Source organism: Adlercreutzia shanghongiae, from assembly GCF_035830635.1.
Classification (GTDB): Bacteria; Actinomycetota; Coriobacteriia; order Coriobacteriales; family Eggerthellaceae; genus Adlercreutzia; species Adlercreutzia shanghongiae.
Genome location: NZ_JAYMFI010000009.1, coordinates 55,002 through 70,163, shown reverse-complemented (window position 1 = coordinate 70,163; position 15,162 = coordinate 55,002). Strand labels below are relative to the sequence as shown.

At 62.5% G+C, this 15,162-nt stretch carries 13 protein-coding genes and 1 pseudogene; 1 reads left to right on the top strand and 13 read right to left on the bottom strand.

Annotated elements, in window-relative coordinates; all coding sequences use genetic code 11:
* Window positions 1-121: 121 nt before the first annotated feature.
* The 8 genes and pseudogenes from rpmF to VJ923_RS05055 form a co-directional block, all read right to left on the bottom strand.
* Entirely contained in the window at window positions 122-301 is a 180-nt protein-coding gene (gene rpmF / locus VJ923_RS05090; RefSeq protein ID WP_022739698.1) for a 50S ribosomal protein L32, read from the bottom strand.
* Between the two features lie 128 nt (window positions 302-429).
* Entirely contained in the window at window positions 430-1,878 is a 1,449-nt protein-coding gene (locus VJ923_RS05085) for a chloride channel protein (RefSeq protein WP_326439212.1), read from the bottom strand.
* A 134-nt stretch (window positions 1,879-2,012) separates the two neighbouring features.
* Entirely contained in the window at window positions 2,013-2,567 is a 555-nt protein-coding gene (locus VJ923_RS05080; RefSeq protein ID WP_326439210.1) for a YceD family protein, read from the bottom strand.
* Between the two features lie 73 nt (window positions 2,568-2,640).
* Window positions 2,641-3,099 carry an ATP synthase subunit B family protein gene (locus tag VJ923_RS05075; protein WP_326439208.1) on the bottom strand — a complete coding sequence of 153 codons (459 nt, stop codon included), beginning with the start codon at window positions 3,097-3,099 and terminating at the stop codon, window positions 2,641-2,643.
* Between the two features lie 278 nt (window positions 3,100-3,377).
* Window positions 3,378-3,797, bottom strand: a pseudogene (locus VJ923_RS05070) (SDR family NAD(P)-dependent oxidoreductase); the annotation flags it as partial.
* A gap of 152 nt (window positions 3,798-3,949) precedes the next feature.
* Entirely contained in the window at window positions 3,950-4,612 is a 663-nt protein-coding gene (locus tag VJ923_RS05065) for a TorD/DmsD family molecular chaperone (protein ID WP_326439206.1), read from the bottom strand.
* Window positions 4,613-4,668: 56 nt separating this feature from the next.
* Window positions 4,669-5,289 (bottom strand): DMSO/selenate family reductase complex B subunit, encoded by a 621-nt coding sequence (locus VJ923_RS05060; protein WP_326439204.1) that lies wholly within the window; start codon window positions 5,287-5,289, stop codon window positions 4,669-4,671.
* Between the two features lie 9 nt (window positions 5,290-5,298).
* On the bottom strand, window positions 5,299-7,959 hold the full coding sequence (locus VJ923_RS05055) for a molybdopterin-dependent oxidoreductase (RefSeq protein ID WP_326439202.1): 2,661 nt from the start codon (window positions 7,957-7,959) through the stop codon (window positions 5,299-5,301).
* 247 nt (window positions 7,960-8,206) lie between these two features.
* Here VJ923_RS05055 and VJ923_RS05050 point away from each other — a divergent pair, with 247 nt between their 5' ends.
* Entirely contained in the window at window positions 8,207-9,502 is a 1,296-nt protein-coding gene (locus VJ923_RS05050) for a Fic family protein (RefSeq protein WP_326439200.1), read from the top strand.
* On the opposite strand, the gene rsmD is transcribed toward VJ923_RS05050, so the two are convergent.
* The 5 genes from rsmD to rpmB form a co-directional block, all read right to left on the bottom strand.
* Complete coding sequence (gene rsmD / locus VJ923_RS05045) at window positions 9,499-10,074, bottom strand: 16S rRNA (guanine(966)-N(2))-methyltransferase RsmD (protein ID WP_326439198.1); 576 nt, start codon at window positions 10,072-10,074, stop codon at window positions 9,499-9,501. The genes VJ923_RS05050 and rsmD overlap by 4 nt on opposite strands.
* Before the next feature lie 2 nt (window positions 10,075-10,076).
* Window positions 10,077-12,257: an ATP-dependent DNA helicase RecG gene (locus VJ923_RS05040; RefSeq protein WP_326439196.1), complete on the bottom strand. Its 2,181-nt coding sequence runs from the start codon at window positions 12,255-12,257 to the stop codon at window positions 10,077-10,079.
* Between the two features lie 189 nt (window positions 12,258-12,446).
* Complete coding sequence (locus VJ923_RS05035; RefSeq protein ID WP_326439194.1) at window positions 12,447-14,081, bottom strand: DAK2 domain-containing protein; 1,635 nt, start codon at window positions 14,079-14,081, stop codon at window positions 12,447-12,449.
* 69 nt (window positions 14,082-14,150) lie between these two features.
* Entirely contained in the window at window positions 14,151-14,498 is a 348-nt protein-coding gene (locus VJ923_RS05030) for an Asp23/Gls24 family envelope stress response protein (RefSeq protein ID WP_326439192.1), read from the bottom strand.
* Between the two features lie 456 nt (window positions 14,499-14,954).
* On the bottom strand, window positions 14,955-15,146 hold the full coding sequence (gene rpmB / locus VJ923_RS05025) for a 50S ribosomal protein L28 (RefSeq protein WP_157012836.1): 192 nt from the start codon (window positions 15,144-15,146) through the stop codon (window positions 14,955-14,957).
* Window positions 15,147-15,162: the final 16 nt, after the last annotated feature.

Sequence of the window (15,162 nt, the reverse complement as noted above, 5' to 3'; positions counted from 1 at the left end):
ACGACGGTCTATAGCCAAAAAGCCCCCTGGCAGACCAGGCTCATAAAGCTTGGCATGCGAGGAGGCTTTGCCGACATCGCGGAGGCTACCTGGCGCCCCCGCGACCGTCACGCACGAAAAGCTACTCGGTCTCGATGACCTCGCGGTCGCGATAGTAGCCGCAATTGCCGCACACGCGGTGAGGGAGCTTTACCTCGCCGCACTGGGGGCAAATGGAGCGGGCGGGAGCCGCGATCTTGTCGTTGGTGCTGCGACGGGCATGGGTGCGGGCACGGCCCATTTTGCGCTTAGGTACTGCCATCTCGATTACTCCTTCTATAGCTGGAACAGCGGGTGCCGTTCACAACTTCTTCTGTAAACGCACGATTTGATATCATACCCAACCGCTTCACAGCTCGCAAGGGGCTTTTGTCACGAATTCGCCAGCGGTCACGGCTTCTTCACGGAGTCTGCGGAAGCCGGCGGCGCGCTCGGCGCCCCAGCCGCCCCCTCGGCTGCAGCGGCCGCCGCATCGGCGTGGCGCTGCAGGGCATCCTCCAGTTTCACCAGATTGCTCTGGCTCGACTCGATGACGTCTTCCAAAAGCGACTTGCCCTCCACCTCGCCGGGACGCGAAGGACGACCGTGGCGGCGGATGTGCGCGGCTTCGCGCAGGACGCTCGTGGCGCCGCGGCCGTAATACCCCACATCGCGGCCCAGCGAGAACGAGACGGCCACCGCCAGGGCGAACAGCGGCGCGCCGGCCCAGCCGAAAATCTCGCACCCCATGAAGAAGGCGGCCAGAGGGCAGCGACTCATGGCCGCAAAGAAGGCCACGAGCCCCACGGCCGCCGACCAGCCGGCCTCTCCCCCGGTCATCACCGTGCAGCTCGCGCCTAAAAGCGCGCCGATAGTGAAGGTGGGCATGATTTCGCCGCCGCGGAACCACAGGCCCAGGCACACGACGGTGAGCAGCGTCTTTACGGCGAAGGCCCAGGGCTCTTGCTCGCCTGAGAGCGCCAAGGCCAGCTGATTGCCGCCGGTGCCCTCGAAGCCCTGCCAGCCGAACAGGCTCACGAGCGCAATCATGACGATGCCGCCGAGGGCGACCCACAGATAGTAGTTCTTCGAGGCGCGCTTGGTGACCCGCTGCAGGCCCTCGATGGCCTTGATATAGAGAGTGCCCACAAGCGCACATGCCACGGCGATGACGATGCACTGGCCGACGATGGGCCAGGAAAGCCCAGGCAGGGGCACCTTCGGAATGATGTCTCCGATGCCGACGAGGCTCGCCAGAGCGAACGCGACAAAGCAGGCGAGCAGCATGGTGGGCAGATGGCGCACCACCGAGCGCTCGTAGCGGGCAAGCTCGATGACGAAGGCCGTAGAGCCCAAAGGCGCGAAGAACAAAGCCGCGAAGCAGGCGGCCATGCCCGTGGCGGCGGCGTACGCGCGCATGCCCACGTGCCCATCGCCCACGGCCTGCTCTTTGCGCGTGACGGGGCGCAGCCTCATGGGTCGCGCGATCAGGTCGCCCAGCGAGGCTCCCATGTGCAGGGCACCGGCCTCCTTGCCCACCGAGGCGCCGCCGAGAATGGACAGCGCCGTGCCGAGCAAGATGCCCGGGGCAAGCCACGGAGATATCTCGCGATCGGCGCGTATGTCGTTTACAACCGTGTGAGTGGTGGTGTCCAAGGGCAGCTTCATCGCCCGGTACATGAGCAGGCTCGCCACGCCGAGGACGGGCAAAAGATAGAGCAGCCAGGGATGATCGCAGACGAGCGTGTAAGCAAAGCTCACAAGCAGGCAGAGCACCACCGAGGCGGCGGCGCCGGCTACGCCGACGAGTACGGCGAACAGACCGTGGCGCAGCACCTGCCCGCCATCAATTCCGCCCACGATGCACCTCCCTGGTCGCGCTTCCAAAAAACCTCGCGGGACCACTGTAGTAGCTTGCCGGGCTCATAACCCGAAGGTCGGCGAAGCGTTTCCGCCTCGCCGACCTTCGTTGAAAAGCTGTTATCTGCCAGCGACTACTCGCCGAAATCGAAATCCTTCAGAGCAGCGAAGGGGCTCTTCTCCACATCGGGCCCTTGCTTGGCGCAGCCGCAGTCGCCCTCGTTCAGATTCGCGCCGCACTGGGGGCACAGGCCCTTGCAGTCGTCGGCGCACAGCGGCACGAGGGGCACTTCCAGAAGCAAGGCCGCCACCACAAGCGGCACCAGATCGATCTTGCGGTTCTCAGGCAAGAAATCGAACTCGTCGCCCTCCAAATCCTCGGGCGCCTCGGCTTCCTCTTCAGCGCCGATGACGAAGTAGCCCTCGATGTCGCCTTCCAAATCGTAGGACACGTCTTCCAGACAGCGGGCGCACTGGGTGGCAGCCTCGGCCTTGGCCGTGCCCTGGACGAGAATGGCGTCGCCGGTGTTGGTGGCCTCCACCGACCACGAGATGGGGGCCGCAAACATGTAGGCATCGGGGCCGGCGGCCAGCTCGGCCATCTCCAGCGTCCCCTCGAAGTGCCGCGTCTCGGCCGTCTCCAGCAGCGCCTCGGGAATTTGAATGATTGCCGTATTCTCGGAAGCCATAATCCGTTCCTTTCTAACAAAAAGACGCGCCCAGCGAGGCGCGCCCTTCTCAGTTGCGTGTGTCCCGCGTGAACTAGCGGGTGGCGTTCAGGCGGTCGCGGCAGCGGCGCGTGTTGTTCAGCAGCGTGTCAAGGCTCTGCTCGATGTGGCCGAACACCTCGTCGGCGTAGTCCTCGGCGCCGGCGCGGGTCTGGCGCTCCAGCTCGCGGGCGTCGGCCAGGATGGTATCGGCCTGCTGCTGGGAGATACGCACGATCTCCTGCTCGGAGGCGATGGTGATGGCCTGGCTGCGGGCATCCTCGATCATGCGGTTGGCCTCGACCTCGGCATCGTCCAGCAGGCTCTGGCGCTCGCGCACGATCTGACGGGCCTGGGAGAACTCGGCCGGGAACAAATCGCGGATCTCGTCCATGATGTCGAACGCGGCGGCGATGTCCACCTGGCGCAGGTTGCTCTTGCCGAAGACGGGCTTCGAGTCCTCGAGAAGAATCGAGAGCTCTTCGAGCAGCCCCAACACTCCGGTTTCGTCCATTGCTGTTCCTTCCTGACTATCGCACCGCGCGGCCCAGCGGCGCTTCAGGCCGCGGGCATCAGCACGCAATCCATCCATGATGAGTTTTTTCATTCTATCATGATGGAGAAGCTATGTAATACAACGGTTATCCCATGCACAAACGCTCCATGATGTGCGGGTACCTCCCGCACCCCCGCGCCTCAAACGGGACGGGTTACCGGGTAAGGTGTCGACGGAGCGATCGCGCCAGTCGTGCAGGTCGGCCCGCATGGCGGGATTCTGCCTCTCCACGGCCCCTACGGCATCTGCACCCACGGGAAGATGAAGCGGCGGCGCCTCCGAGCATGCCGCATCGCAAACGAGCCGCGCGAGCTTGGCCGGATATGCCCGGGTTGCTGCAACTTCATATACGGAAGCACCGCGCGCGTCACGTGCATGAGACCGAAGAAATTCAGCTCGAAAAGCTCACGGATGCCCTCCTCGCCCGTCTCTTCGAATTTGGTGATTCGGCCGTTGCCCGCATTGCTCGCAAGCACATCGATGCGACCGAACCGAGCGATTGCCGCCGCGGCAACAGCATCGTGCGCCTGCTGGCCTTCAGCGGCCACATCGAGCTTCAAGCGGAGGGGCCTGCTGGGACACTGAGCAGATAGGTCGAATCCCCTTCCTTTCTCGTAACCGCAACTACGCAGTCGCCTCGAAAGAGAGACTCTTGCGCCACAGCGCGACCAACCCCCTGGCTGCCCCCATGATAAGCCACGCCTTCTCTACGTTCTTCTCTTTTTCTCCGGCTTCGCCCGCTCCCAATCAAACGCGCCTGCCGCCGAGAAGGGAACGGCGACAGGCGCAAAAGGAAGATGGCAGCTTGTTATAAGCCATCCGAGAGGAGATCTCGCAATGCGAGGGCGTCTCCGGCCAAAAAGGCCGTGAGCACCTCGAGAATGCGGCCGTAGAACGATCCGATGCCGCTCTCGGAGAGGCGCCGCTCGTAGAACGGCACCCATTTCAGCAGATGCTCGTTGAGGAAGGATTTCTGGCGTTTGAGTTCTTCTTCAAAACCGGCCTCATCATCGTCGGCGTACAGCCCCTGTGCTTTCTGGGCAAGTCTCGACATAAAGTCAAGCTCTAAGGCTATATGATCGTCGGCCACCCGCGGATGCATGACGGGCAGAAAACCGGCCTTGAGATACGCTTCACGAACCGCCAAGGTACTGGCCTGGAAAATAAGGTTGTCGTTCGAGAGATAGGTGGACTCCCAAGGGGGTGCGGCAAGGTCGCCGGGCCCCAGAAAAACCCGCGTGTACTCATCCCCCACGGCCCCCAGATCGGAGACAGAGGAAAGAGTACGCCCAAAAGCGTTGGCCGCCTCATTCCCCGCCAGCAGCTCCAAGGACATGCGGAGCGCATCCGAACCGAGCGCTTCCAAAAGCGCGCCATCCGGCTCGCTTGCGAAAATACGCTGGAATGCCCGGTAGGCGAGCGCTCGCGCCGCGAGCACGTCCATTGTCTCGGTTTTGCCCAAAGCAACCATAAGCGCATCCCTTCAAAATCGGCGGTGGATTCCGAGGAATCCACCGCGACAATGTCCTAGTAAAGTTCTTCCTCGGGGCTGACGATCTCGCCCTCGCGGTCCTCAGGGTTCATGTGGTGATAGCTGAAAACCACCGACGGAGCCGTTTCCTCGGGAGACGGGAAGGGATGGATGGCGGCAACGTCACCGTACTCCGCGCGCAGCTCCTTGATATCTCCCCACTTGATGCATCGAGCGAGACATGAGGCCACACAGGCCGGCTGCTCCCCCTGGGCAACCAGGTCGCGACACATATCGCATTTCCCGGAGATGTTTGTCTCCTCGCGAACCTTGGGCACATCGTAAGGGCATGCCTCGGCACACGTGCCGCATCCGATGCAGACATCCTTCTGCACATAGACGATTCCGTTTTCGGGATCTTTGGTCATGGCGCCGGTGGGACACTGGTCCACACAGGCGGGATTGGCGCAGTGGTTGCAGGTGGCCGCGATGTGGTAAGCGAAGAAATTGCTCACCGAGCACACACCGTCCTGCTCCTGCCAATCTCCGCCGGCATACTCGATAAGGCGGCGGTACTTCGTGCCCACGGGGAGGTCGTTTTTATCCTTGCAGGCGATGACGCACGTGCGACATCCGATGCAGTCGTCGATGTTGTAGTAGAAACCGTACTGAGTCATTACTCCCCCTTATTCGAAATCGTAGATGCGAGCAGGCTTCACGCAGTCGGGCTGCAGCGGATCGCCGTCCCACTTCTCAATCTTCACCATAACCGTGTTCCAAGGCTGATGACCAGCCGCGATGAGGTGACCGCCGGCGAGGGCGTTGGCATTCCCGCCTCGATCGATGCCCTCCTCGTCCACATCGAAATGGTTGCCCTCGCCCATCAGCACAACGCCGGGCATGATACGCGGTGTCACGTTCACGCGACGGAGCATCTTGCCATGCTGGCTGGAGATGAGAACTGTCTCATCCTGGGACACGCCGAGCTTCTGGGCGTCGAGCACATTCAGGAACAGGTTGTTGGCGAAAGCCTCGCAAATCCACTTCACGTTGTTGTAGAAGGAATGCATCGAACGCATGTGGTGCGTGGACACCATCTGGAAGGGATACTCGCCCTTCTCTTTCGCATCCCAATTGGCGAAGGTGTCCTCGTAGCCCTCCTTCGCCGGACGGTACTTGGGCGTCGCCTCCACAAGAGGTTCGGTGCCATAAAGCTTCATGTAGTCCACGAGCGAAGGGCAGTAGATCTCGAGCTTGCCCGAAGGCGTTCCCAACGGATTGCCCACGGGGTCGGCACGGAAACCGGAGCGAGGCGTGAACACAAAGGGGTCGTTCTGGCTCCTCTCGCAACGGTAGTAGCCGGTCTTCACGAACTCCTTGTAAGGAATCTTGCCATCCTGGGGCTGGCCTTCGACGCCCAGCTCGTCGATATCGTCCTGGGTAATGGAAACGAGCGGCTCGTAATCGGAATAATCCTCTTTCATGACCTGGGTGCCGGCCACGCGATTGAAACATGCCTGTTTCCACTCGACGTTCACCACTTCTTTGGGATCGAGTCCCAGACGCTTGGCAAGCTCAGCTTCAACCCACAGGTCGTCTTTCGCCTCGTAGATGGGGTCCATGACCTTGTTGCCGTAATAGATGAGCAAACCATCGCCAATAGCCTGGGCCGCGCTGCCACCCTCGGCCTCCCACAGCGATGCGCAGGGAAGCACGATATCAGAGTAGAGGCAGTCGGAGGACATGAGCAGATCGGACGAGACGACGAACTCCACCTTACGGAACGCCTCGATGCCCTTCATGCCGCCGGAGATTTGGTTGAGGGGAGCAAAGGTGCCCACCTTCCAAATGCAGCGGATATCGATATCACGCTCACCGTGAACAAAGTCGATAACCTTGCCGTTGATGATGGCATCCCATGCATGGCCGTAGGGTAGTCCATAGAATTTGCTGGGGTCGTAGCCGCCAAAGGGCAGCGCGGCCGATTCGGCCGGATCTTCACAAATGGGGTTCTTCGGAACGACGATACCGTTTTGGCCCGACTGAGCCATGGCCTTGGAGCCCATCATGGCGGGATGAGACATGCTTACCTCTCCACCGGGAATTCCCACGTTGCCCGTCATCCAGCCCACTGCAAGGAAGATTTGCGCATAGTTTTGCCCATTGTCGGTACGGGCCGGTCCAAGCGTAGAGCGCATGACAAGGGGGCTTACGGACGTGGCCTGCTCGGCAAGCCACATGATATCCGCCTCAGGAACGCCGCAGATCTCGCTAGCCCACGCCGGGGTCTTGGGCTGGCCGTCATAAGTGCCCAGCACGTAGTCCTTGAAGTTGTCCTTGGGGTCGGAACCCTCGGGCATATGATCGGCATCGAAGCCGGACACGTACGTGTCGAGGAATTCCTGATCGTGCAGGTTATTCTCGATCATGTGGTAGGCCATGCCCAGCAGCAGGGCACCGTCGGTACCGGGGCGTACGGGAATCCAACGATCGGCCAGAGCCTGCGCTGCCGGCGAGCAGATAGGGTCGACAACAATAATCTCGACACCAGCATGCTTCACGTACATCCAATTGTTCCAGGTCACATTACCCATGCCAAAGCAAATGACGCGCTTGGCCTTGGCCATGCTGAACTCATCCTGCGTATCTGTTGCACCGAAGAACCACGGTTCGCCCTGCATGGTGTTTCCCACGATGGGCATTCCGCCGTAAGACTGGGTCCCCCACACGTACACGCAGCCACCGAAGGCGTTCAACAGGCGCGTCACACCGCCGCCGGTGCCCATGCCGCCGCCGCGTCCATCGCCGGAAATGCCGCAGAAAAAGGCCTCGGGGCCATAGTTCTCCTTGATGCGCTTGAGCTCGGACGCAATAAGGTCGAGCGCCTCGTCCCAGCTGATGCGCTCCCACTCGTCGATGCCGCGCAGCTCGCCATGGAAATCCTTGCCACCCGGCTGCCAATGCTTGCGCTTCATGGGATAACGCAAGCGATCGGCGCCCATGTACAGCTGGCGCGAACCACGACCGCGGGGGCAGCAGCGATATTGCGGGTTCTCAGCAGTGTCCTCGATAAAGTCGTCAGTCTTCTGGCGCACGATGACGCCGTCCACAAGATACCCGCGCGTCACGCAGCGACCGCCACACGAGGGGGCGCAGGGCAGCGGCACCCACTCGCCTCCCTCCAGAATCTCAGGAGCCTCCCCTGTCTCGGCAAGGGTATTCTCCTGAGCGGCCGGTGAGCAGCCGGCGAGGGCCAGCGAGCCCATGCTAGCGGTAGCCGCAGCCAAAAACCCGCGACGGCTTAGACCGCTACCCTTCGCTCTTTGCAGAATATTCTGATTTGTCATGACTCCTCCTTCTCTTTCTGCAGTTAAGAACTACAGATAAAATTGTGAGAAGTCATAATTTATATGTCAATATCTGAAATTCTAATACTTTTTTGTCCTATTATCAGCTTTTGACACTTATAAAAGTAGGATATTATTAGTTCTTACTGAGAGTGTCATGCAAAATCGTTTATATTATTGCCAATTCGTTGTCATAGATACGCGCAGAACAGTTTGTTCGTATTCGCAAAGGGCCAAGGAGGCGATCGTGAGAGACCTCGAATCAATTATTGGCGACGAGCAGTTCGGCGAACTTGTCCGGCGGTCTTCGCGCGAATATCTCCCCTGGGATGAGTTCCTGGATATGCGCATGCCCGCTCGCCTCAGCGCAACCAGAACCTGGGCGGAACTGAGCCTTCTGCGCTACGAGAGCGGCATCCGGCTCCCTTTCGTGCGACGCTCTGATCACGAGGCATGGTACAGCGCCACCATGGCCCTTACGAAGGCATGCTATGATCTGGAACGGGTATGCCGTCCCGACTCCCCTCTCGCTCGTCTGCTGTCCAGCGGCAAAGGCAGTCACTTTGTTACCAAATGCCAGGTAAAGGAAGTGATTGGAGCGGCCCGTCAGGACGGCATCATCTTGAGCGAGGAGCGAGCGGGCGCCGTAGTAAAAATGGGCCTGAAGCCCTACACGGCCGAGGAGAGGCTTCTCAGCAACATGACCGCCCTCATGAACAGTCTGGACGCCTATCGGAACCAGCCCTTCTCAAGCGACCTCATGGAGCATTTTCTGGATGCTATAGCCAGTGGCGTATCCATGGGCGATCTGCGCTCCCAGCCGCGCGATTTCTCGCGTCTTGCCGAACCGCATCGCCGTGAGAGCATCAGCAGATCCATCGAGGTCGACGCCGAAGGACTGTGGCGCTATGCCAACGGAGTAGACGTCGATCCTTATGAGCACCCGATCATGAGGGCTCTCCTCGTGCGTACGTGGGTGTCGCACCTGTACTTCGAGTCTCCCCTGAGCAGTCTCCTCACCCAGCTTGCCTTCAGTCTCTTCGCCCGCAAGAACGACCTTCCCGTGCTGTCCGTGGCGCCCATCTCGGCCCAAATGGTCGCATGGATTGAGACCCATACCGACATATTGGATTATTTCTTCGACGGAGGCGAGGGACGAGGCCAAGCTGGGGATCGATCCCCCGCTGTAGCCGACCTCACCTTCCATGCCATGCTCTCAGTCAGACTCACCGAAGAATGCGTGAGCAGTCTCGACAAGGAGGTAAGGGAAAGCGAGCAGGAAGCTTCAGAGCTTGTATCGCAGCTCAGAAGCGACGCGCACCTGAATCATCGCCAATACTCGCTCATCAACTTCGCCCTGCGAAACCCCGAGGCCGAGATGACCATCCGCTACCATCAGATGAATCACAAGGTATCCTATGCGACGGCGCGGGCCGATTACATGAAGCTCGTCGAAGAGGGCTACTTCGTTCAACGACAACGGGGGAAAGCCTTCGTGTTCGCGGCGCATCCCAACCTGCCCCGCATCATCGGAAGGGGCTAGAATCGCTCCAAAAGATCGAGGGAGGTGTCGCCGAAGCGGCGGTGGGAGGCGATTCCGAAGCCCGCGGCGGCAGCGCGGTCGGCCACAGCATCGTCGTCGGCCGCGTCGTGCTCGTAGCTCACGATAACGTCGCCGGCGAGCGCGCCCGCATCGCAAAGCCGGGCAATGAGTCCGAAGACCTCGGCCGGGTCGGTGGCATAGGGCGGGTCGAAGAAGACGAGATCGAAGGGGCGCCCCGGGGCCACAGCCCCGCGCTTGAGCACATCTGTGCGCATAAGGCGCGCCCTATCGCGCGCAAGGCGCAGCGTGGCGATATTGCGCTCGACGACCGCGGCGGCGTCCCGATCGCGCTCGCAGAAGACGGCCACATCAGCCCCGCGGGAAAGCGCCTCGAGGCCCAAAGCCCCCGATCCGGCGAACGCATCCAGCACCACGGCGCCGTCCAGGCCGCCGCGCAGGGACACGAGCGCGCTCATGAGCGACTCGCGCACGCGGTCGATCGTGGGGCGGGTTCCGTCGCCCTTAGGGGCATCGAGCTTCCGTCCGCGAAACTCTCCAGCAATGATGCGCATGCTTAACCTCCTACAACGGCTGATTCACGGGCGAACATGAGGCGGACTTCGCGGGCGAGGGCCTTGTGATCGGGCTCTTCCAGCATCGGGTCTGTCTCCAGCAGCGCCTGGGCATCGGCGCGGGCGGCCTCGATGACGGCGCCGTCGCGCATGATATTCACGAGCTTCAGCCCGCTTGCGCCGTGCTGGCGATTCCCCAGGATATCGCCCTCCCGGCGCAGGGACAAGTCGAAGGCGGCCAGCTCGAAGCCGTCATCGGTGCTCTCCATGGCCGCCAGGCGCGCGAGAGACTCCTCCCGGGTGGAGGCAGAGACGAGGAACACCTCGGCTGTCTTCTCGCCACGGCCCACGCGCCCGCGCAGCTGGTGCAGCTGGGCTAAGCCGAAGCGGTCGGCATCCTGCACGATCATGACCGTGGCGTTGGGAACATCCACGCCCACCTCGATGACCGTCGTGGCCACGAGCACCTGGATGTCGCCGGCGCGGAAGGCCTCCATGACCTCGCGCTTGGCCTCGGTGCCCATGCCGCCGTGAAGCAGCCCCACCGACCAATCGGCGAAGGTGGTGCGCTGCAGCATCTCCGCCTCGCGGGTGGCCGCCGTCACATCGTCGGCGCCGTAGTCGGCCTCGTCCTCGATGGCCACGGCCGGATGGTACTCCTCCCCCGCCGCATCGGCGTCCGGCGCTTTCCCCGCGGCCTTCGCATCGCGCGCCTCGGAGTCCTTGCCCACCAGCGGGCAGACGACAAAGACCTGCTCCCCGCGCGAGAGCGCCTCTCGCGCGGCGTCGAAGGCAACGCCCTGCTGCTCGCGGGCGAGCACCTTGGTGGCGCGCCGGGCGCTGTCGTGGGGGCGGTGCTTGATGTAGGACAGCGTGAGATTGCCGTAGAGCGCGAGCGCCAGCGTGCGGGGAATGGGCGTGGCCGTCAGGTACAGCGCATCGGGCGCCTCGCCCTTCTCGAGCAGACGGGCCCGCTGGTCCACGCCGAAGCGCTGCTGCTCGTCGATGACGGCGAGCGTGAGGTTTCTCGGGGCCACGTCGTCGGACAGCAGGGCATGGGTGCCGATGAGCACGTCGATGGCACCCGAGGCGAACCCCTCGACGAGCTCGGTGCGCTCGGCGGCGGGCGTGGCGCCGGTGAGCAGAGCGCAGCGCACCCCGACTGCCCCCAAGCGCTCCCCCAGTCCCGCCATGTGCTGGCGGGCGAGCACCTCGGTGGGGGCCAGAAGCATCGCCTGGCCTCCCGTATCGGCCGCTGCCGCCAGGGCATGGCCCGCCACAACGGTCTTGCCCGTGCCCACATCTCCCAAAAGCATGTGATTGGCCACCGAAGGCGCGGCCATGGCGGCGAGAATCTCATCCCGCGCCTGCTGCTGCTCGCCGGTAAGCTCGAAGGGAAGCCCCGCGGCGAAAGCGGCCAGGCGCGGCCCGTCAGTCACATGAGCGTGGGGATTGTGGCCCGCCGCGCGAGCGGCCCCTTCCTGCATGAGGAACAGCTCCAGATACAGCAGCTCCTCGTAGACGAGGCGCCGGCGAGCCTCGTCGGCCTCGGCCATGGTGTGCGGGAAATGGATGGCATGCAGAGCCCTGTCGCGCCCCATGAGGCGATAGCGCAAGCGCAGCCCCAAGGGCAACGGGTCGAAGCAGCCCTCGGAGGCGGCCAGCCCGTTGGCCACGATGCGGCGCACCCAGGCGGCCGAGAGCTTCTCGGTGGCCGGGTGCACCGGCACCACCGATCCTGTAGCCTCCTGCCCGTCCCCAAGCACCTCGATGAACGGGTTGGTCATGCGCTTGTAGCCGTAATCGAAGGTCACCTTCCCCGAAACGGCCACGGAGTCGCCGGCCGCAATCTGGTCCATGAGCCAGGGCTGGCGAAAGCACGTGACCATGAGAACGCCCGTGGCGTCTACCAGCGCGATCTCCACGAGCGACAGGTTGCGCTTGGGCTTCTTCAGCTTGATCTCGTGTACGGCGCCGCGAATGGTGCAAGCCTCGCCGATGCGCGCGCCGGCGCAGGTTTCCACCCGCGACAAGTCAATGTAGGACCGCGGGAAATGAGTCACCAAATCGCGCAGCGTGCGCACGCCGAGCTTCTCCAGCGCACGAGAACGAGCCGGACTCACGAGCTTAACCCGCGAGACCGGCTCGTCAAGCGCCAGCGTTGCCTTTACGCGATCGATCACTTATCTTTCCTCAAATTAATACATCGTTTTGTCAGAGGGACGCGCCCAAGGAAGTCAGCGAGGGTCCGACAGGTGCCTGATATGGCCCCGCCTTCGCACCAAGTTGGCTAAGGCCAACGCCGTGTGCGAAACAAGGGGTCAGATCAGGTGCCTGTCGGAGCCGCAGCATCGCTCCGTGGAATAAGGAAACTATTCCACGGAGAATACGATGGGATAAAGGGGCTGCTCACCGCGTTGGGCGTCAACTTCCAGCTCGTCGTAGACAGCCTCGATCTCGGCCACAAGCGCCTCGAGGTCCTCGTCGGAGTAGCCCTCGCCGGCCAGAATAGTGCAGGTGTCGGCGTCCTCGGCGTCCATCTTGCCGAGCAGCGTCAGCACCGCGCCGTCGATGGAGTCGTCCACCGCCTCGATGGAGCCGTCGGCGATGCCGATGACGTCGCCCTCGGCGATGGGATTGCCCTCGGCGTCTTTGGAATCGCGCGTGGCCCAGGTGACCTCGCCGGTCTTCACGGCAGCGGCGGCCTCGGTCATCTCCTCGACGTTCGTTTCCAGAGACGCGTTCACATCCACCGCGAACAGAGCCGAGAAGGCCTGGGGCACCGACTTGGTGGGCACCACGGCGCACGGCGACTCGGAAAGCTCGGCGGCGGAGTTGGCGGCCATGACGATGTTGGAGTTGTTCGGCAGGATGATGACCGCGTCAGCTCTCACCGAGGCGGCGGCATCGAGCAAATCCTTCGTAGAGGGATTCATGGTCTGGCCGCCGGAAACGACCACGTCCACGCCCAGGCTCTTCAAGATATCGGCCTGGCCGGAGCCGGCCGCGACGGCCACGAAGCCCAGAGGCTTGCGCTCGGCCTCCTCCTCGGCGGCGAGCTTCTCGTTGCGCTCGGCGGACTGGATCTGCATGTTATGGATGAACACCTCGGAGACCTGACCCTGGTCGAGGAAGTACTTCAGCACCTGGTCGGGATGGTCGGAGTGCACGTGCACCTTGAACTTCGGCACCTCGCCCACGCACAGCTCGCAGTCGCCCATGGTGGAGAGGAACTCCAGCGCCGCGTCCTTGTCGAGGGTGTCGGAATCGACCAGAAACTCGTTGCAGTAGCGGTACTGAGAGCCCTCCCAGTCGTTCACCTGCTCGATTTCCACCTTCGGATGGCTGCCGCGCACAAACGACATCTCGTCGACCATGGTGCCGGAACGTCCCAGCAAGGCCGCCGTGAAGGCGTCGAACAGAATCGCCAGGCCGAAACCGCCGGCGTCCACCACGCCGTGCTCCTTGAGCACCGGCAGAAGATCGGGAGTGCGCTGCACCGAAGCGTAGGCCTCGGCCACGATGGCATCCAGGGCCGCCGGCGTGTCGAGCCCCTCGTCCGCCGCGGTCTTGGCAGCGGCAGCCGCATCGCGCAGCACTGTGAGGATCGTGCCCTCCACGGGCTTGCGCACCGCCTGGAAGGCCACTTCGCGGGCGCGGTCGAAGGCGGTGGCCACCGATTCGGTGTCGAACTCCTCGAAATGATGGCTGCCCTCGCAGAGCCCTCGCAGGATCTGGGAGGTGATCACGCCGGAGTTGCCGCGGGCGCCCATGAGCGCGCCGGTGGTAACGGCCTTGCGAATCTCGGCCCCCGAGGCGCCGATAGGAAGATTCGCCACATTGCTCACCACCGACTGGATGGTCAGCGACATGTTCGTACCTGTGTCGCCATCCGGCACGGGGAACACGTTCAGGCGGTTCACTTCCTCTTTGCGCTCGTCGAGGACCTTGGCGGCGGCGGCCACGGCGTTCAGGATGTTGCTGGAAGAAAAGGTCGTAGTAGACATATGGGATAAATTCTCCTTCAGGGGCGATGCAGCCGCATACTGCGGCCTGCGCCTATCGCTCGATGGGCCTTAGCGGCGCACCTTGACATCCATGACGTGCACATCCACACCGGCCAGGGGCACGCGAGCGTACTCTTTCAACGCGAAGCTGACCTGGTCGATGAGGTTGCGGGAGACCGTGGCGATATTGGTGCCGTACTCCACGACGATGTAGAGGTCGACGTGCACGCCCTCCTCCAGGGAGTTGACCACCACGCCGCGGCGCAGGCGGGAGGCGGGCAGAATCTTGGCGATGCCGTCAGCGGCGTTAGGGGCGCACACCCCGACCACGCCGTAGCATTCCATGGCGGCGTTGCCGACCAAGTCGGCTAGCACGTCGTTGGCAACGTGAAGGTTGCCGGGTATCGTTGAACTCATGGGAGATTCCTTTCCGCTGAGCTTTGCAAACACAATCGAGAGAAGTATAGCGCAAGCGCGCACGCGGAGCCCTTACCCCGAGTTGACAGTCTGGCATATTCCATAAACGCCTGGGGCGGATGGCGGAGTGCGGCGGGACGACCCGTGCTCAAGCAATGGCTCGCTCGGCGGAACAGTCCAGTGGACTGTTCCGTTCGCTGCGCAACCTGCGCGCGGGCACGCCCCGTCGCCATCCGCGACATCTTGTTTAGAAGCCTAATGCGAAAAAGCCCGCTTTGCGGGCTTTCAAATTACCTGGTTGGTAAAGTCAGCGAGAAGCCCTCTCGTCGTTCAGATGCCGTGAAAAGTTTTTGTAGCGTACTTCGGTACGTGAAAAAACTTTGGAACGAGCAGCTGGGCGACGAGAGGGCTTCGCAGCGTCGGCAGATTCGCTTGTCCGTCAGGACGAGCGAAACACTAAGCGCGCTCGACCTTGCCGGCCTTCATGCAGGAGGTGCACACGTTGGCGCGACGGACATGGCCCTTCGCGTCGCGGATGGTGATCTTCTGGATGTTGGGACGGAACACGCGGTTGGACACGCGGTGGGAGTGGCTGATGCTACGACCGGCAACCGGGTGCTTACCGCAAACTTCGCAAACCTTCGACATTGATATCAACTCCGTA